This is a genomic window from Luteimonas arsenica, assembly GCF_004352825.1.
GTDB classification, from domain to species: Bacteria; Pseudomonadota; Gammaproteobacteria; order Xanthomonadales; family Xanthomonadaceae; genus Luteimonas; species Luteimonas arsenica.
In genome coordinates this window covers 901,682-919,793 of sequence record NZ_SJRW01000001.1, presented here as the reverse complement: position 1 = coordinate 919,793, position 18,112 = coordinate 901,682, and the positions used below count along the sequence as shown (strand labels likewise).

At 71.5% G+C, this 18,112-nt stretch carries 15 protein-coding genes and 1 pseudogene; 10 read left to right on the top strand and 6 right to left on the bottom strand.

Going from position 1 to position 18,112, the window contains the following annotated elements:
* Positions 1–11: 11 nt before the first annotated feature.
* The gene (locus E2170_RS04275) at positions 12–497 is read right to left on the bottom strand and encodes a copper chaperone PCu(A)C (RefSeq protein WP_132999374.1); all 486 of its coding nucleotides are present in this window, start codon (positions 495–497) and stop codon (positions 12–14) included.
* A gap of 45 nt (positions 498–542) precedes the next feature.
* Here E2170_RS04275 and E2170_RS04270 point away from each other — a divergent pair, with 45 nt between their 5' ends.
* Complete coding sequence (locus tag E2170_RS04270) at positions 543–1,301, top strand: enoyl-CoA hydratase/isomerase family protein (protein ID WP_132999373.1); 759 nt, start codon at positions 543–545, stop codon at positions 1,299–1,301.
* A gap of 39 nt (positions 1,302–1,340) precedes the next feature.
* Here E2170_RS04270 and E2170_RS04265 read toward each other — a convergent pair whose 3' ends face one another.
* From E2170_RS04265 to E2170_RS04255, 3 genes and pseudogenes are all read right to left on the bottom strand, one after another.
* Complete coding sequence (locus tag E2170_RS04265) at positions 1,341–2,201, bottom strand: sulfurtransferase (RefSeq protein ID WP_132999372.1); 861 nt, start codon at positions 2,199–2,201, stop codon at positions 1,341–1,343.
* Positions 2,198–3,018, bottom strand: a pseudogene (locus E2170_RS04260) (CoA pyrophosphatase). Before E2170_RS04260 ends, E2170_RS04265 begins: the two are co-directional and overlap by 4 nt.
* A 127-nt stretch (positions 3,019–3,145) precedes the next feature.
* Positions 3,146–3,856 (bottom strand): FKBP-type peptidyl-prolyl cis-trans isomerase N-terminal domain-containing protein, encoded by a 711-nt coding sequence (locus E2170_RS04255; RefSeq protein ID WP_132999371.1) that lies wholly within the window; start codon positions 3,854–3,856, stop codon positions 3,146–3,148.
* A gap of 178 nt (positions 3,857–4,034) precedes the next feature.
* On the opposite strand from E2170_RS04255, the gene E2170_RS04250 reads away from it, so the two are divergent.
* Genes E2170_RS04250 through nth form a run of 3 tightly spaced genes read left to right on the top strand, consistent with a single transcriptional unit; the run spans position 4,035 to position 5,991 of the window.
* Positions 4,035–4,814, top strand: coding sequence for an enoyl-CoA hydratase-related protein (locus E2170_RS04250; protein ID WP_132999370.1), 780 nt, complete (start codon positions 4,035–4,037; stop codon positions 4,812–4,814).
* An 11-nt stretch (positions 4,815–4,825) separates the two neighbouring features.
* Positions 4,826–5,305, top strand: coding sequence for a hypothetical protein (locus E2170_RS04245; RefSeq protein WP_243708047.1), 480 nt, complete (start codon positions 4,826–4,828; stop codon positions 5,303–5,305).
* Positions 5,302–5,991 (top strand): endonuclease III, encoded by a 690-nt coding sequence (gene nth, locus E2170_RS04240; RefSeq protein WP_132999369.1) that lies wholly within the window; start codon positions 5,302–5,304, stop codon positions 5,989–5,991. The genes E2170_RS04245 and nth overlap by 4 nt, the downstream gene beginning before the upstream one ends.
* Here the strand turns inward: nth and E2170_RS04235 are convergent.
* Both E2170_RS04235 and E2170_RS04230 read right to left on the bottom strand, forming a co-directional pair.
* Positions 5,963–6,655: a TonB family protein gene (locus E2170_RS04235; protein WP_132999368.1), complete on the bottom strand. Its 693-nt coding sequence runs from the start codon at positions 6,653–6,655 to the stop codon at positions 5,963–5,965. The two genes, nth and E2170_RS04235, sit on opposite strands and share 29 nt — an antisense overlap.
* Positions 6,656–6,797: 142 nt before the next feature.
* Positions 6,798–7,652, bottom strand: coding sequence for a 2OG-Fe(II) oxygenase (locus E2170_RS04230; protein WP_132999367.1), 855 nt, complete (start codon positions 7,650–7,652; stop codon positions 6,798–6,800).
* A 277-nt stretch (positions 7,653–7,929) separates the two neighbouring features.
* On the opposite strand from E2170_RS04230, the gene E2170_RS04225 reads away from it, so the two are divergent.
* The 6 genes from E2170_RS04225 to gspF all read left to right on the top strand — a co-directional run bounded on the left by E2170_RS04225 (position 7,930) and on the right by gspF (position 18,108).
* Positions 7,930–9,444 (top strand): hypothetical protein, encoded by a 1,515-nt coding sequence (locus E2170_RS04225; protein WP_132999366.1) that lies wholly within the window; start codon positions 7,930–7,932, stop codon positions 9,442–9,444.
* 98 nt (positions 9,445–9,542) lie between these two features.
* Entirely contained in the window at positions 9,543–12,278 is a 2,736-nt protein-coding gene (locus E2170_RS04220) for a TonB-dependent receptor domain-containing protein (RefSeq protein ID WP_132999365.1), read from the top strand.
* Between the two features lie 170 nt (positions 12,279–12,448).
* Positions 12,449–13,294 carry a type II secretion system protein N gene (locus tag E2170_RS04215; RefSeq protein ID WP_165942149.1) on the top strand — a complete coding sequence of 282 codons (846 nt, stop codon included), beginning with the start codon at positions 12,449–12,451 and terminating at the stop codon, positions 13,292–13,294.
* Positions 13,291–15,396: a type II secretion system secretin GspD gene (gene gspD, locus E2170_RS04210; protein ID WP_132999363.1), complete on the top strand. Its 2,106-nt coding sequence runs from the start codon at positions 13,291–13,293 to the stop codon at positions 15,394–15,396. The genes E2170_RS04215 and gspD overlap by 4 nt, the downstream gene beginning before the upstream one ends.
* Entirely contained in the window at positions 15,393–16,916 is a 1,524-nt protein-coding gene (gene gspE / locus E2170_RS04205; RefSeq protein WP_132999362.1) for a type II secretion system ATPase GspE, read from the top strand. The genes gspD and gspE overlap by 4 nt, the downstream gene beginning before the upstream one ends.
* Entirely contained in the window at positions 16,903–18,108 is a 1,206-nt protein-coding gene (gene gspF, locus E2170_RS04200) for a type II secretion system inner membrane protein GspF (RefSeq protein ID WP_132999361.1), read from the top strand. The genes gspE and gspF overlap by 14 nt, the downstream gene beginning before the upstream one ends.
* Positions 18,109–18,112 lie beyond the last annotated feature (4 nt).

Here is an 18,112-nt window from a genome sequence, read left to right as displayed (position 1 = left end):
GCCGGGTTGCTTCAGCGCGCGTCGGGCGCCCGCACCTCGAAGCCGGCGGCAACGCTGCGGCCATCGGCCAGGACGAACTCGACGCGGACGCTGTCGCCCGTCGCCAGCGGCGATGCCGGCTTCATCAGCATCAGGTGCAGGCCGCCCGGGCGCAGCACCGCTTCGCCGCCCGCGGGCAGCGGCACCTCGGCCACCGGGCGCATGCGGCTGACGCCGTCGACCACGGTGGTCTCGTGCAGTTCGATGCTTGCGAAGGCATCGCTGCGCGCCGCCACGATGACGGCCCCGCCCGCGCAGGGATTTTCCACCCGTGCGAAGCCGGCCATCATCGGCATCGGCATCGGCGGCGAACGCAGCCAGCCATCGACGACGCGTGGCTCGCATGACGCGTCCGCTCCGGTGGCCGGAGCATCCGTCGCGGCGATGGCGGGCAGCGCCGCGCTCGACGCTGCGGCGGCGAGCAGGGCGAAAACAAGGCTGCGGGAGGTCATGTCCATGCGCCGTATGATAGCCCTCCACTCCCGACACAGGCCGGCGCGCGCATGACCGCACTCATCGACACCATCGGACACGGCGCGATCATCGAGCTCAGGCTCGCGCGCCCACCGGTCAACGCCCTGAACCAGGAACTCTGCGCGGCGATCGCGGCCGCGGTGCCGGCGGCGGTCGATGGCGGTGCGAAGGGCATCGTGCTCTCGGGCGGCGAGAAGGTGTTCTCCGCAGGCCTGGACGTGCCCCACCTGCTGACGCTGCGCACGCGCGACGAACTCGGCGCGGCATGGACAGGCTTCCTCGACGCCGCGCGCGCGATCGCCGCGTCGCCGGTGCCGGTGGCCGCGGCGATCACCGGCCATTCGCCGGCCGGCGGCTGCGTGCTGGCGCTGTGCTGCGACTACCGGGTGATGGCCGAAGGGGCGTTCCGCATCGGCCTCAACGAAACCCAGGTCGGCCTGGTCGCGCCCGACGGCATCCAGCACCTGATGCGGCGCGTGGTCGGCGCACACCGCGCCGAGCGCCTGCTGGTCGGCGGCGAACTGGTGGAAAGCGCGCGTGCGCTGGAGATCGGCCTGGTCGACGAACTCGCCGCGCCCGGCGACGTGGTTGCGCGCGCGACGGCCTGGCTCGAGGCCCTGCTGGCGCTGCCGCGCGAACCCGTGCTGCGCACCCGTGCGATCGCGCGCGCCGACCTGCTGGCCGCGCTGGCGCCGGAGCGCATCGAGATCGACACCTTCGTCGACGCCTGGAACGCTCCCGACACCCAGGCCGGGCTGCGTGCGCTGGTGGCGCGACTGGGCAAGTAGGCCACGCGCTGCCGCGCAAGCGTGGCGACCGGGCCGCGCTCAGCCTGCGCCGGTCGCGACCGGATGGCGCGGATCCTCGATCCAGCCGCTCCAGGAGCCGGTGTAGAGCCCGGCGCCTTCCAGTCCCGCATGCGCCATCGCCAGCAAGTGGTGGCAGGCGGTGACGCCGGAGCCGCACATCACGACCACCTGCGAAGGCCCGCCTTCGCCCAGCAGTGCGTCGAACTCCCCGGCCAGCGTTTCCCGCGGCTTGAAGCGTCCCGCTTCGAGGTTGCACGCAAACGGCCGCGAGGTCGCGCCCGGGACGTGCCCGGCGCGCGCGTCGATCGGCTCGACTTCGCCGCGGTAGCGTTCGCCGCCGCGGGCGTCGAGCAGCAGGCCACCATCGTCGAGATGGGCCTGCACGCGGGCGGCATCGAACAGCCGCGCACGGTCGAAGTCGACGGGGTACGGCACAGCCGGCGACACCGCCGGAACCTCCGCATCCAGCGGCAGGCCCTGCGCCCGCCAGGCCGCAAGGCCGCCGTCGAGCACCGCCACGCGCGCGTGGCCGGCCATGCGCAGCAGGCACCAGGCGCGCGCGGCGAAGGCGCCGTCGGACTCGTCACAGGCCACGACCTGGTGTTCGCGGGTGATGCCGAAGGCCGCCAGGCTACGGCCGAAGTCGGCGGCCTCCGGCCAGGGATGGCGGCCCGCGCCCGGCGTGTGCGCGCCCGAGAGGTCGCGATCCAGGTGGGCGTAACGCGCGCCGGGAATGTGGGCTTCGCGCCATGCGGCTTCGCCGGCGGCCGGGTCGGCGAGCGAGAAGCGCGCATCGAGCACCACCAGCATCGGGTCGCCCAGGCGTGCCGCAAGCTCGGCGGGCGACACCAGGGTGGTCCAGTCGGTCGATCGGCTCACGGCAGGCCTCCGGCGGCGAGCAGGCGCTGCCGCAGGTTGTACAGGATCGAGGCGGTCGCGCCCCAGACGCGCTGGCCGGGTGCGCCCTCGTGGCGCCGGTATTCGAAGACGTGGCGCTCGCGGCCGCGGATGTCGATCGCGATGCGCCGCAGGTTTTCCGGCGCCATCAGCCAGGACAGCGGCAGGCTGAACACCTCGGCGACTTCCCCCGGCTGCGGCCTGGCCTCGAAGCCGGCGGGCACGCGCGCAACCACCGGCAGCACGCGGAAGCCGGAGATGGTGGCCAGCGGATCCAGGTAGCCGAGCACGCTGGCCTCGCTGCGCGGCAGGCCGATCTCCTCTTCCGCCTCGCGCAGGGCGGCGGCCACCGGACCGGCGTCGCCCGGGTCCACGCGCCCGCCCGGAAAGCTGACCTGGCCCGCATGGTTGCGCAGGCCGTCGTGGCGGCGGGTCAGGATGACCCGGGTCTCGCGCTCGCCCACCAGCGGCACCAGCACCGCGGCATCGGCCAGCGCGGCCCGCACCGGCAGCAGGTCGCGAAGTTCGTCGAGGTTCCAGGCCGGACCCACCGGCACCGCCTCCGGCGGTTCCAGCGCGGCCTGCAGCGCGGCGTCGGCGGGCCTGGGAACCATCAGCCGCGGCGCGCCTCGCGCTCGGGCAGCACCGTGTCCATCAGGTGCTCGCGCTGGGCATCGTCCATGGCCAGCCAGCCGGCGATCTCGTCCCCGGTGCGCAGGCAGCCGTCGCAGAGGCCTTCGTCATTGAGCGTGCATACGCCGATGCAGGGACTCTGCACGGCGCGGAAAACGGTGTTCATCGTGACGCCGGGCCCTCCGGGGGCCGAAACGCAAACGCGCCGGCACGAGGCCGGCGCGTCCCTGGAACAGTGGCGTGCGCGGCAGTGGCCGCGCACTGGTGCAAGGGGCGCCGGCGGCGCCCCGCGGTCACTTGACGCTGACCAGCTTGACGTCGAACACCACCGCCTGGTTGGCCATGCGGCCGGCACGGATGTCGTTGCCGTAGGCCTTGTCGCCCGGCATCACCACTTCCCAGCGCGAGCCGGCGGGCATCTGCAGCAGCGCCTCGCGCAGGCCCTCGAGCGGCACCTGGCTGACCTTCAGCGCCACCGGGCCCGGGGTCTGGCCCTGCGGCACCTGGTTGGTGTCGACCAGCACGGTGCCGTCGGGCAGCGAGCCCTTGTAGGTCAGCTGGACATCGCTGGCCTGGGTCGGCTTGGCGCCGTTGCCGGTCTCGATGATGCGGTACTGGACGCCGCTGGGCAGGGTCTGCACGCCCGGCTTGGCCTTGTTCTGGGCGAGGAAGCTGTCGCTGGCCGCCTTGTTGGCGTCGGAGACCCGCTTGAACTCGGCCTCCATCTTGGCCTGCTGGCGCTTCTGCATGTTCTCGACAGCGGTGCGCAGCTGGTCGACCGGCACGGCGGGATCCTTCTTGCCGTAGGCATCCTGCAGCGCCTTGATGACGGTGTTGACGTCGACGGCTTCACCGCGCTCGGTCAGCTCCGCGAGCTCGGCGCCGGTGTTGTAGCCGATCGCGTAGCTGAGCTTCCCCTTCTCGGAGGAGGTGTCCTGGGCAACGGCGGTACCGGCGACCAGGGTGGTGGCCGCGAGGGCGGCGGTGAGCAGGCGCAACTTCATTCGTGGGACTCTCCGGAGTTACCGATTTGGGTGGGTCCGATGACGCGGCGGGGCGGCCTGGCCGCCCCGTCTGGACACGTTAGGATACTGGTCCCAGTGCTTAACCGCCACTGACACCACGGCTTCCGACACCGCGCGGGACGGGAAGTTCCCACGCGCCTGCATACAAGGGAAATCCATGCCCGACCTGATCCAGACCACCGACCACGGCGCTGTCCGCGTCCTCACCGTCAACCGTCCCGACAAGCTGAATGCGCTGAACCGGGCGACCCTCGAGGCGCTCCAGGCCGCCTTCGACGCCGCCGCGGCCGACGATGCGGTACGCGCCGTCGTCCTCACCGGCAGCGGCGCCAAGGCCTTCGTCGCCGGCGCCGACATCGCCGAAATGTCGGGATTGAGCGCAGTGCAGGCGCGCGACTTCTCCCTGGTCGGCCAGCGCCTGATGCGGCGCATGGAGCGCATGCCCAAGCCGGTGGTGGCGATGGTCAACGGCTTCGCCCTGGGCGGCGGCCTGGAGCTGGCGATGTGCTGCCACCTCCGCATCGCCGCCGACAGCGCCAAGCTCGGACTGCCCGAGGTGACCCTGGGCCTGCTGCCGGGCTTCGGCGGCAGCCAGCGCCTGCTGCGCCTGGTCGGCCGCGCCGCTGCACTGGAGCTGACCCTGACCGGCGCTCCGGTGGACGCGGCACGTGCGCTGGGCCTCGGCCTGGTCAACCGCGTGGTGCCCGCCGCGGAACTGGAGGCGGAAACCATGGCGCTGGCGACGAAGCTGGCGGGCAACGCGCCGCTGGCGATGCGCGGCATCCTCGACGCCATCCACGTCGGCGGCGAGTGCGCGATCGACGACGGCCTGGAGTATGAAAGCGCGCAGTTCGGCCTGGCCTTCGCCACCGAGGACGCGCGCGAGGGCATGGCCGCCTTCCTCGAGCGCCGCAAGCCTGCGTTCAACAACCGCTGAGCGACGCCCGAATGGCCGAACCTGCCTCCACGCGCCGCGACGCCGGCCCGGTTCCGTCGGGCGCCGCGGCGTGCCCGCCGGACGCGGCGCAGGCGATGCGCATCCTCGTGCTGCTGCGTGGAGACGACCTCGACGCCGCGATCGAGGCCGGGCTGGCCGCGTTCGTGCCGCTGGCGGAGCTGGACGCCGCCGACAACGGGGCACTGGTCGAAGCCCGCGACCGCCTGCTCGCGGCCTGGGCCGCGCGCGAACGCCACCGCCAGCGCGGGCAGCGCCTGGAACGCATCGCCCGGGAACGCAGGCGTGCGCGCAGCGCAGCGCCGGGCGAAACCTCCGACAGCGACAACACGGCGCCGACGAACGAGGACGCTGCGCCGGGTGACGCTGGCACCCGCACTGCCGACGCCCCCGCCGCGCGCGCCGCCCTGCCCGCCGCCGCCGCCGCGGCGCTGGCGCGCGCCCGGGCGCGCGCAGCCGGACGCCAGCCATGAGCCCGCCGCAGGAACGCCGCGGGCGCGTCATGCCCAACGCGCACGTGCGCGAGATGTTCGAACGCCTGTCCGCGCTCGATCCGAAGCCGACCACCGAACTCAAGTATTCGACGCCCTACGAACTGCTGGTGGCGGTCACGCTGTCGGCGCAGGCCACCGACGTCGGCGTCAACAAGGCCACCCGCCGCCTGTTCCCGGTCGCGAACACGCCGCAGGCGATCGCCGCGCTGGGCGAGGACGGCCTCAAGCGCTACATCAGCACCATCGGCCTGTTCAACGCCAAGGCCGCGAACGTGGTGGCGATGGCGAAGCTGTTGATCGAACGCCACGGCGGCGAAGTGCCGCAGACGCGCGAGGAACTGGAGGCCCTGCCCGGCGTCGGCCGCAAGACCGCCAACGTGGTGCTCAACACCGCCTTCGGCCAGCCGACGATGGCCGTGGACACGCATATCTTCCGCGTCTCCAACCGCACCGGCCTGGCCCAGGGCAAGGACGTGCGCGCGGTCGAGGACCGGCTGCTGAAGCGGGTGCCGCCGGAATACCTGCACGACGCCCACCACTGGCTGATCCTGCACGGGCGCTACGTGTGCAAGGCGCGCAGGCCCGACTGCGGGCCCTGCGCGATCCGCGACCTCTGCACGTATCCCGACAAGGTGCTCAGCGAGCCGCCGCGTACGACACGGTGACGTTGGGATCCAGCGGCAGCACGGTCTTGCTGGAGAAGCGCTGCGCGTCGGGCCCGGTCCAGCTGCACTCCGCGACCGACGAGTGCGGCCCGAGGTAACACACAGGCCACAGCAGGGTCGACGATACCGCCCGTCCGTCCACCTGCTCGGGCGAGAACTGCCAGCTGCGCGACGCCGAGGCGGCCGCGTTCGCCATCGCCCGCGAGACCGTGCCGGTGGCGGCATGCACGTCGGAGGCGCGCACGGCGCCATCCGGACCGACCTCCAGGCGCAGCACGACCATGCCCTGGTTGCCGGCGAGCTGGTCGCGCATCGGGTACTCGGGCGCGGTCATCGCCGCCAGCGCCGGGCCGGTGGTCGCCGAGACCACCTGGTAGCTGCCGCCGGCGGACTCATCCACCACCACGCGCAGGTAGGTGCTGGCCGCGCCTTCGCCGGCCACGTCGCCGGCGTTGAACACCCAGCCGCGGATCTCGGATGCCAGCGCGTCGCCGGCGGCACCGGGCAGCGGGCCGTGCGGCGCGAGGGCGGCAATGCGACCATCGGCGCCAAGCTCGACGGCGTAGGTGTAGACCTGCTGGGTGGGCGTCGCCGGGGCATCGGCGGCCGAGGCGGCGAAAGGCAGGGCCAGGGAAAGAAGGAAGGGAATCGCGATCCGCTGCATGTGGGTGCTCCTGCGCGTCGGGCGCCTGAATAGTGAAGTTGATGGAGCGATCTCACTACGCACGGCCCAGCAGTGGGTTACACCTCGATGACAAACGCCTTTGGCATTGACAAGCGGTATGTATTGACCGACAAACGGTCGATCACAAGTGGCGGCCGACGCGCAGCCACTTGGTCGCCACCCATTTTTCGCCCTCCACCACCGGCGCCCCGCCATGCAGGCTGCCGGTCATCGGGTGCGGCCGGTCATAGGCGAAGAACACGGCGTTGCCCTTCACCGCAGCGACCTCGAAGCGCGCGTCCGGGAAGGTCGTCGCGCCGCCGCTCAGCGGGGTGTTGAGGTACATCACGATCGACGCGACGCGCTGCCCGCCGCGCGACAGCGCCACGTGCGCGCCGGGACGGTCGGGATCGAAGTAGTCGTAGTGCGGCTTGTACTCGGCGCCGGGGCCGTATCGCAGCAGCTGCAGGCCCTCGCCGTTCTCCAGCGGCCAGTCGACCAGTTTCGCCAGCCGGCGCTCGATGCGCGCGCAGAGACCGTTCTCGCCGCGGCGGAAGAAGGTGCCTTCGCTGCTGCGCGCCTCGTGCTTCTCGTCGGCGCCGGTGTCGGGGTTGAACACCGCCGACGGCTTCAGCTTTCGGCGGCCCATCTCGACCATGGCATCGCACTCCTCGTCGGACAGCACGCCGCCGAACGCCACCACGCGCGGATGCAGCATGTTCGCGAGCACCACCACCTTGCGGTCGCCCGCGTCGATCACCGACGGGCCGTTCATTTCGACCGGGCACGGCACCTTCTCCGGCGGCGGCAGGCCATGTTCGCGGGCGTGGCCGGCGAGGTGTTCGCGCATCGCTTCCTCGAGGGCGGCGATGGCGTCGTCCTCCTGCCAGCCGCGCGCCTCCATCGATGCGACGACATCTTCCGGCGATGCACCCGACTGCACCTGGCCGAGCAGCCATTGCAGCGTGGCCTGGTCGATCCGCGGCCCGCTCTCCATCCCGTTGCTCCGTTGCGCCCGTACCCGCGCAAGCAGGCCCGCGGGACGTGACAGGAGGATGACATCCGTCGCACGAACGTCATCCGCGCGCAATGCGGATGCCGCTGGATGACAGCCCGCGACGAACCGTCGTGCGACTGCAAGAAAGCTGTCACCGGGGCGACCTAGCCTTCACCCCCGATTCATCGGAACGCAGCGGTGGCCGCCCCGAACGGGCGGGACAGGGCCGCGGTTCCCCTGCTGCGTCCGCAGTCCATTCCTCCCGGAGACCCACCCGATGTCCATGCGCCACAGTTCCAAGGCCCTCCTCATGACCTTCGGCGCGGTGATCGCGCTGAGCGCCTGCGGCGGCGGTGCCGACCGCGTCGCCTCGCCGGGCGAAGGCGCCTTCCCGCCGCCGCCGCCGACGACCCCGCCCCCGCCGCCGCCGACCACCCCGCCGCCGCCCCCGCCGCCGACCAGCGGCCCGGCCGAAAACTGTCCGGAAGGCTTCCGCAACGTGGGCATCGTCGCCGACCTGCGCGCCTGCGAACTGCCCCAGCGCATCATTGGCGAGCTGACCGTCCCGAAGACCGACGGCACGGTGTTCGCCATCAACGGCGCCACCCACGTCGGCGAGGACATGGGCGGCGACGCCGCCAACCCGCGCGCCGGTGCCCGCGAAGGCATCCTCAACATCGAGCCGGGCGTCACCATCTTCGCCTCGGCCGGCCCCGATGCGCTGATCGTCAACCGCGGTTCGAAAATCTACGCCCTGGGCACCCGCGAGGAGCCGATCATCCTGACCGCGCGAATCGACGTCGAAGGCAACGCCGACGCCGAAACCGAAGGCCGCTGGGGTGGCCTGGTGCTCGCCGGCCGCGCTCCGGTCAACACCTGCATCGGCAACTTCCAGCCCGGCGACGCCGGCTGCGAAACGCGCATCGAAGGCGGCGACCTCGGCATGTACGGCGGCAACTCGCCCACCGACAACTCGGGCACCGTGCAGTACATGCAGGTCCGCTACTCGGGCTTCGCCTTCTCCGGCGGCAACGAGCTCCAGGGCCTGACCACCGGCGGCGCCGGCAGCGGCACCACCCTGGAATACATCCAGGTCCACAACAGCTCCGACGACGGCATCGAGATCTTCGGCGGCACCGTCAACGCCCGCCGCATCGTGGTCACCGGCGCCAGCGACGACAGCCTCGACATCGACTCCAACTGGAGCGGCGCCGTGCAGTTCGGCATCGTGGTCCAGCGCGACAGCACCGGCGACAACATGAACGAGTGGTCGGGCACCAACAGCAGCAACCCGATCCCGCTGACGCCCGAGCAGTACTCGCATCCGCACGTGGCCAACTTCACCTACGTCGGCCGTGCCGGTGGCACGAGCGGCAACGGTTCGGGCTTCACGGTCAACCTCGGTGCCCGCGCGTCGATCTTCAACACCGTGGTCACCCGCAAGGCCGGCGGCACGGGCAAGGGCGAGACCTGCCTGAGCGTGGAGAACACCGACGGTCGCGGCGCTGCGGCCGTGCTCGAGTCGGTCTTCTTCGCCTGCCCGAACAACTTCAACAACGCCGATTCCGAAGCCGCGTTCAACGCCGGTGCCAACAACGTGGTCGGCACGTCGACACTGACCAGCGTGTTCGTCAACGGCGCCAATGAAACGGCCGTGCCGGCGGTGCAGAACCTGACGGGCAAGCATCCCTTCTTCCAGCAGGTCGATTACATCGGCGGCGTCAAGGACGCCAACGACACCTGGTGGCAGGGCTGGACCTGCGGCCTGACCGCCGACAGCTCCTGCATCTGATCGGGACCCGACGTTCGAAAGCAAAGGGGCGACCGGCACCGGTCGCCCCGCTCCCCGTAGCGCCCGGCCCCCGTTGCCGCTCAGACCAAGGTCCAGACATGAAGTGCACCCCGACACGCAGCGGCCTGTCCGTCGCGATCACCACCCTCCTCGCCTGCCAGGGCGCGTGGGCCCAGCAGCCCGAAGCGCCGGGTGGCCACGCCGTCGTGCCGGCACAGGCCACGGTCGTGCACGCCACGATCGCGCAATCGGCGCCGGCCGCAGCTGCGCAGGCGGAGCCGTCCGACCCCGCCCTGCTCGACGCCGTCGAGGTGCGCGGCGAGTACATCCCCGAGCCGATGCTGCAGACCGCCGAAGTCGCGTCCTTCGTCACCCGCGAGGACTTCGAGCGCACCGGCGACGGCGACGCCGCCGAAGCGCTGCAGCGCGTGTCAGGCGTGAGCATCGTCGGCGACAAGTTCGTCTACGTGCGCGGCCTCGGCGAGCGCTACTCCTCGGCCCTGCTCAACGGCTCGCCGCTGCCCAGCCCCGAGCCGATGCAGCGCGTGGTGCCCCTGGACCTGTTCCCGGCCGAAGCCCTGCAGGGCATGACCGTGCAGAAGACCTACTCGGCGAAGTATCCCGGCGAGTTCGGCGGCGGCGTGGTCGACCTGCAGTCGCTCAACATCCCGGAAGATCCCTTCTTCAAGATCAGCGTCGGCGGCGGCGGCAACAGCGAAACCACCGGCGAGAAGGGCCTGACCTACTACGGCGGCGGTGACAGCGACTGGTGGGGATACGACGACGGCACCCGCAAGATCCCGCACGAACTCAAGGAGGCGATGGCCAGCGGCCGTCGCATCGACCGCAACAATTTCAGCAACGAAGAACTGGCGAAGATCGGCCGCAGCCTGCCCAACGCCAGCCTCAACCTGCTGCAGGAAAACGACAGCATCAACCCGGACGCCAACTTCGGCTTCAGCGCCGGCTGGTCGGAAGACGTGGGCGACGACGCCCGCCTGGGCTTCATCGCCGTCGCCGGCTTCGAGAACGAATGGCGCACGATCTTCGGCGACCAGGAGCAGGGCGTGTTCCTCGGCGAGAACGAGGAAACCCTGTCCTACGCCAAGGACTACGAGTTCCTCACCACCCGCAACAACGCCCGCGTCAACGCGCTGCTCGGCGCCGGCTACGAGTGGGGCAACCACCGGCTCGACCTCACCACCCTCTACGTGCACGACACGCTGAAGGAAGCCCGCAGCCGCGCCGGCATCGACTACGTCAGCGGCTACCGCTACCGCGAGGACGACACCCGCTGGTTCGAGCGCGAGCTGATCAACAACCAGCTCAGCGGCAAGCACGAATTCGGCGAGTACGGCGACCTCAAGGTCGAATGGCGTGCCGCCTGGGCGCGCGCGACCCGCGACGTTCCCTACGAGAAGCAGATCGGATTCCGCGACGAGGGCGACGGTTACTGGGCGTACTCGGTGCGCAACCAGGAGAATTTCACCCGCTTCAGCGCCGTCCAGGACGATGTCGCCAGCGGTGGCGTCGACCTGACCTGGCGCCTGCCGATCGAGCGCGACGTCACCCTCAGCGCCGGCGCGTCCTACATGGACAACGACCGCAACGCCTGGTCGCGCGAGTTCCGCTTCTTCGCCGGCGACGGCCCGGGAAACGGCGCCCAGATCCCGTTCTACTTCCCCTACCAGCGCCCTGACTACCTGTTCTCGGACTACAACCTGAGCCAGGGCTGGCTGCGGCTGGAGGAGACCACCGGCATCGGCGGCCAGGCGGCCTATGACGCCACGCTGAAAGTGCTCGGCACCTACGTCCAGGTCGAAGGCGAGATCACGCCGAACCTGCGCGGCACCCTCGGCGTCCGCTACGAGGACGCCACCCAGGCGGTGCATCCCTACGACATCTACACCGGTGCCCGCGTCGGCAGCCTGGTGCCGCTGGAGAACGACTACTTCCTGCCGGCCCTGACCCTGACCTGGAACATCGCCGACAACCAGCAGCTGCGCTTCGGTGCGTCGCAGACCATCGCCCGCCCGCAGTTCCGCGAGCTGTCGCCGCAGCTCTACACCGACCCGGACAAGGATCGCCAGATGTACGGCAACCCCTACCTGGTCGACAGCGAACTGACCAACTTCGACGCCCGCTACGAGTGGTTCTTCGGCGCCGGCGAGTACTTCACCGCCGGCCTGTTCTACAAGCAGATCGACAAGCCGATCGAGTCGATCATGTTCACCGGCGGCGGCGACGTGCTCTGGCAGACCTTCGTCAACGCGCCGGAAGCCACCGTCTACGGCTTCGAAGTCGAGTACAAGAAGTACTTCGATCCCGGGTTCGCGGCCGACTGGTGGAGCGGCAACCGCCTGTACCTGGCCACGAACTACACCTGGACGGATTCCGAGGTGAACGCCGGCGAGGACGACACGGTTGCCATCGACAGCGGCACCGGCCTGTCCCAGCCGGCGCGCAGCCTGATCCAGGACGGCAGCCCGATGCAGGGGCAGTCCGAACACATCGCCAACCTGCAGTTCGGCATCGAGAACAGCGAGAAGGACCTCCAGGCCACCCTGATCGCGAACTACGTCAGCGAGCGCATCTCGGCCCGCGGCAACAACCTGCGCCAGGACTTGATGGAAGAACCGGGCCTGACCCTGGACTTCGTGCTGCGCAAGACCCTGCGCTTCGGCGAAACCCCGGTGACCCTGGGCTTCGCGGCCCGCAACCTCCTCGACACCGAGTACGACGAGTACATCGAGGGCGGCGGCGGCCAGAAGATCCACGTCCTGCGCTACGACCCGGGCGTCTCGTACTCGTTCAGCATCTCGACCGAGTTCTGAGCCCCGCCGTTTCCCCGCACCGGGGAACGGACTGCTGGAAGACCGCGCCGGATTCGTCCGGCGCGGTCGTTTCCGGGACGCGACCGAATTGTGTCAGTTGAAACGGCGCTGTCATGAAACCTACGCAAGCTGGGACATCGGCGTCGTTTCCGCGCCTGGACGGACTGCACGTGCCCACGCTTCCCACCCTGCGAGATCCCCACGCGTTGCTGGCCGGCCTCCGCGACGCGGAACGGCTCCGCCGCGGGCTCGAGGTTGCGATCGTCGTCCTGCTCGCCGTCCAGGCCGCGCGCCTGGCCTGGTTGCTGCTGCCGCCGGCGGCGCTGGGCACCCTCCCGACAGAGGCCGCCTCCGCGGCCAGGCCGGACCCGGGGCGCCTGGCCATCGACGCCTTCCATCCCGTGCGCGGCCCGGCAACCGCCGCCGACACCTCCGGCCTGCAGCTGTTCGCCGTCCGCCCCGCCGCTGGCGGCGGCAGCGCGATCCTTGCCATGCGCGACGGCGCGCAGCGTTCATACGCGGCCGGCGACGAGGTCGCGCCGGGCGTGCGGCTCGCGGCCGTGGCGTCCGACCATGTCGTCGTGCTCGACGGTGGCGGCCGGCGCAGCGAACTCCGCTTCGCGCAGCCCGATCACGCGGCACCGCGCAGGCCAGCGACGCAGGCCGCGCCTCCACCCGCGGGCGCGACTCCCACGTCAACCGCACCAGCGGCCAGCGCACCGGCAACCGCACCGGCGATCGACCCCGCGGCGCTGATGGCCGACATGGGACTCATCCCCGAACAGACCGATGGCCGCGTCACCGGTTACACGGTGGTCCCCCGCGGCAACGGCGCCGCGCTGCGCGCAAGCGGCCTGCAGGCCGGCGACGTGCTGGTCTCGGTCAACAACGAGGCGCTGGATCCGGAGCGCTACGCCGCGCTCGCCGAGACCCTCGGCGGCGCCTCCACGATCACCCTCACCTACCGGCGCGACGGCCAGATCCGCAGCGCGACCCTGCAGGCCCAGACACCGTGAAACAGCGCATCCTCGCCGCCGCCCTCGTCTTCGCGCTGGTGGCCCAGCCCCTGCCTTTCGCCCATGCCCAGGCCGGCGCCGGCGTGACCGCGCAGGACGCCGACATCCGCGCCTTCATCCAGGACGTTGCCCGCGCCACCGGCACCACCTTCATCATCGACCCCGCGGTGCAGGGCAGCGTCAGCATCACCCGCGACGTGGCCATGGACGAGGCCGAACTGCTGGGCGTGCTGCTGGCGGTGCTGCGCGCCAACGGCCTGGTGGCCGTGTCCGCCGGCCCCGGCGCCTATCGCGTCGTGCCCGACACCGCGGCCGCGCAGCTGCCGGGCAGCGGCGGCATGGGCGGCTCCGCCTTCACCACCCAGGTGCTGCCGTTGTCCACTGTCGACGCGCGCATCGCCGCCGAAACCCTCAAGCCGCTGATCGGCCGCGGCGGCGTGGTGGTGCCCACGCCGCAGGGCAACGCGTTGCTCATCGCCGACTACGCCGACAACATCCGCCGCATCCGCGGCCTGGTGGCGCAGATCGACAGCGATACCGCGGGCATCGACACCGTGACCCTGCGCAACAGCTCCGCGCGCGAAGTCGCGGCCACCGTGAACCAGCTCTTCGGCGGCGGCGAAGGCCGTGGCGGCCAGCTCACGATCCAGGCGGTGGAAGGCAGCAACTCGATCGTCGTCCGCGGTGCGCCCAGCGCCGTGCAGCGCGCGGTGCAGACCATCCTCGACCTGGACCGCCGCGCCGAGCGCACTGGCGGCGTGCGCGTGGTGCGCCTGCAGCACGCCAGCGCCGAGCAGCTGCTGCCGGTGCTGCAGCAGTTGGTGGGGCAGAACCCCGATGGCGAGGATGGCGCCGGCAGCGTCGCCGCCAGCGCCGCGGCCCCGGACGCCACGACCGCGCAGCTGATCACCGCCGTGCCCGGCAAGCGCCCGACCATCGTCCGCTATCCCGGCTCGAACTCGCTGATCATCAACGCCGATCCCGAGACCCAGCGCCTGCTGGTCGACGTCATCACCCAGCTCGACACCCGCCGCGAACAGGTGCTGGTGGAGGCGATCGTGGTCGAGATTTCCGACAACGCCGCCAGGCGCCTCGGCGCGCAGCTGCTGGTGGCGGGCAAGGAGGGCAGCAACATCCCCTTCCTCGCCACCCAGCACCCCGGCGCCGGCACCGGGATCATGCCGCTGGCCGGCGGCTGGTATGCCGAGCAGCAGCGCCGCGCCGGCAACGACGACGACAGCGTGCTCGACCTCGCCCGCCAGGCCGCGGTGCAGTCGCTGCTCGGCATCAACGGCGCGCTCGGCGGCATCGCCGGCAGCAACGACAACGCGACCTTCGGCCTGATCATCGACGCGGTGAACAGCGACACCGCGTCCAACCTGCTGTCCACGCCCTCGATCCTGACGCTCGACAACGAAGAGGCGCGGATCCTGGTCGGCCAGGAAGTGCCGACCACCAGCGGCGAGGTGCTGGGCGACAACAACTCCAACCCTTTCCGCACCATCCAGCGCCAGGACGTGGGCATCCAGCTGGAAGTCACGCCGCAGATCAATTCCGGCGGCGGCATCACCCTGACCCTGCGCCAGGAGGTGTCTTCGATCGCCGGGCCGGTGAGCGAGGACTCCTCGGAGCTGGTGCTCAACAAGCGGGAAGTCGAGACCCGGGTGCTGGTCGATGACGGCGAGATCGTCGCCCTCGGCGGCCTGCTCGACCAGAGCGACCGCAACACCGTGTCCAAGGTGCCGCTGCTGGGCGACATCCCGATCGTCGGCGAGCTGTTCAAGCACCGCTCTCGCTCGCGCGAGAAGACCAACCTGATGGTCTTCATCCGCCCGACCATCGTGCGCAGCACCAGCGACGCGCAGGCCATGACCGCCGGGCGCTACGGCTACATCCGCAGCCACCTGCCGGTGATGGGCGAGCGCGAGAACGCGCTGGACGAACTGGTGCGCGACTACCTGCGCACGGCGCCGCCGACGATGCCGATGCCTGCGCCTGCGCCTGCACCCGCGCTGCCGCCCGCGGGCGGCACGCCGCGCGATGCCGGTGCCGCGCCGCAGGCCGCGGCCGCACCCGCCACCGAAACCGACGCCGCGCGATGAGCGAAGCGCTGCCCGCCTTCGCCTACGGCTTCGCCAAGCACCAGGGCGTGGTGCTGCTGGCGCTGGGCGAGCGTGCCCGCGTGGGCCTGCGCGAGGATGCCGATCCGGTCGCGCTGCTGGAAGCGCGCCGCAGCCTGGGCGTCGAGCTCGACGTCGAGGTGCTGCCGCGCGCCGCCTTCGACCGCCGGCTGTCGGAGCTCTACGCCGATGCCGCTCTGGCCGGCGGCGCCAGCGAACTCGACCTGCCCGGCGACCTCGACGCGCTCGCCGGCGACATCCCCGCCACCGCCGACCTGCTCGACGCGCAGGACGACGCGCCGGTGATCCGCCTGATCAACGGCCTGATCGCCGAAGCCGCGCGCATCGGCGCCTCCGACATCCACATCGAGCCCTTCGAATCCGCCCTGGTCGTGCGCATGCGCGTGGACGGCGTGATGCGCGAGGCGCTGCGCCTGCCCGGGCGCATCGCGCCGCTGCTGGTGTCGCGCGTGAAGGTGATGGCGCGCCTGGACATCGCCGAGAAGCGCCTGCCGCAGGACGGACGCATCGGCCTGGCGATGGGCAGCAAGGCGCTGGACGTGCGCGTGTCCACCCTGCCCGCCCGCGGCGGCGAGCGCGTGGTGATGCGCATCCTCGACAAGGATCAGGGCACGCTCAGCCTGGAAGGCCTGGGCATGCAGCCGGCCGTGCTCGACGCGCTGCGGCGCGCGCTGCGCGTGCCCAACGGTATCGTGCTGGTCACCGGCCCCACCGGCGCCGGCAAGACCACCACCCTGTACGCGGCGCTGGCCTCGCTCAACGACGGACGCCGCAACATCCTCACCGTCGAGGATCCGGTCGAGTACGCCATCGACGGCGTCGGCCAGACCCAGGTCAACTCGCGCGTGGGCATGAGCTTCGCCGCCGGGCTGCGCGCGATCCTGCGCCAGGATCCGGACGTGGTGATGGTCGGCGAGGTGCGCGATCCGGAGACCGCGCAGATCGCGGTGCAGGCCAGCCTGACCGGCCACCTGGTGCTGTCGACCGTGCACACCAACGACGCGCCGGGCGCGGTCACCCGCCTGCGCGACATGGGCATCGAACCCTTCCTGCTGGCGTCCAGCCTGCGCCTGGTGCTGGCGCAGCGGCTGCTGCGGCGGCTGTGCACGGCCTGCCGCGAACCCATGTCCGGCGAAACGCTGGCGTCGGCACTGCGGCTGCTCGGCGATGGCGCCAGGGCCGATGCCCGCGACTCCGGTGCTGCGGCCCACGCCACGCTCTACCGCGCCACCGGCTGCGCGCAGTGCAGCCACACCGGCTATGCCGGCCGCCTCGGCATCCACGAGGCGCTGGAGGTCGACGAGCGCATCCGCCAGCTGATCGGCGCCGGCGCCGACGAGGATGTGCTGGCCGACGCCGCCTTCGCCCGCGCGGGCCGCCTCGGCGACGCCGCGCGCGCGGCCGTGCTGCGCGGCGAGACCACGCTGGAAGAAGCCATGCGCGTCACCCGCCAGGAACTGCAGGATCATGGCGGCGTTTGAATACTCGGCGCTGGACGTCCAGGGGCGCAGCCGCGACGGCGTGGTCGACGCCGGCAGCGCCGCGGAGGCGCGCCGCCTGCTGGAAGGCCGCCGGCTGCTGCCGGTGCGCGTCGAGCCCGCCAGCGCGCGCGCGGACGCGGCCTCGACGCTGCGCGGGCGTTTCAGCGCCAAGGACCTGACGCTGCTCACCCGCCAGCTCGCCACCTTGGTGGCGGTGGCGCCGCTGGAGGAGGCGCTGCGCACCATCGGCAGCCAGTCCGAGCGCGCGCCGGTGCGCCGCGTGGTGATGGCGACCCACGCGCGCGTGGTCGAAGGTTTCCGCCTGTCCGATGCGATGGCGCGAGAGCCCCGCGCCTTCCCGCCTCTGTACCGCGCCATGGTCGCCGCCGGCGAGGGCACCGGTGCCCTGCCCGCCATCCTCGAACGCCTGGCCGACCTGCACGAGCGCGACCAGCAGGTGCGCGGCAAGCTGGTCTCGGCCCTGGTCTATCCGGCGGCGCTCGCGGTCACCGCGGTGCTGGTGGTGATCGCGCTGATGGTGTTCGTCGTGCCCAAGGTGGTGGAGCAGTTTGAGTCGATGGGCCGCGAGCTGCCGCTGCTCACGCGCATCGTCATCGGCATCTCGGAGACGCTGTCGACGTGGTGGCTGCCGCTGCTGGTGCTGCTGGTGGGGACCGCGTTCGCCGCTTCGCGCCTGCTGCGCCGCCCCGCGATCCGCCGCCGCTTCGACGCCGCCCTGCTGAAGCTGCCCCTGCTCGGCCGCCTGCTGCGCGACGTCCACGCCGCGCGCATGGCGCGCACGCTGGCGACCATGTCCGAAAGCGGCCTGCCGCTGATCGAAGGCCTGGCGATCACCGCGCGCACGGTCGGCAACACCGTACTGCGCGAGGCCACCGAGTCGATGGTCGAAGTGATCCGCGAAGGCGGCAGCCTGTCGAGCGCGATGAAGCGCGCCGCGGTGTTCCCGCCGACGCTGCTCTACATGGCCACCAGCGGCGAGGACAGCGGGCGCCTGGCGCCGATGCTCGACCGCGCCGCCGATTACCTGGAGCGCGAGTTCAACACCTTCACCACGGCGGCGATGAGCCTGCTCGAACCCCTGATCATCATCGTGCTCGGCGCGGCGGTGGCGGTGATCGTGCTCGCCATCCTGCTGCCGATCCTGCAGTTCAACGCCCTTGTGGCCGGCTGATGGA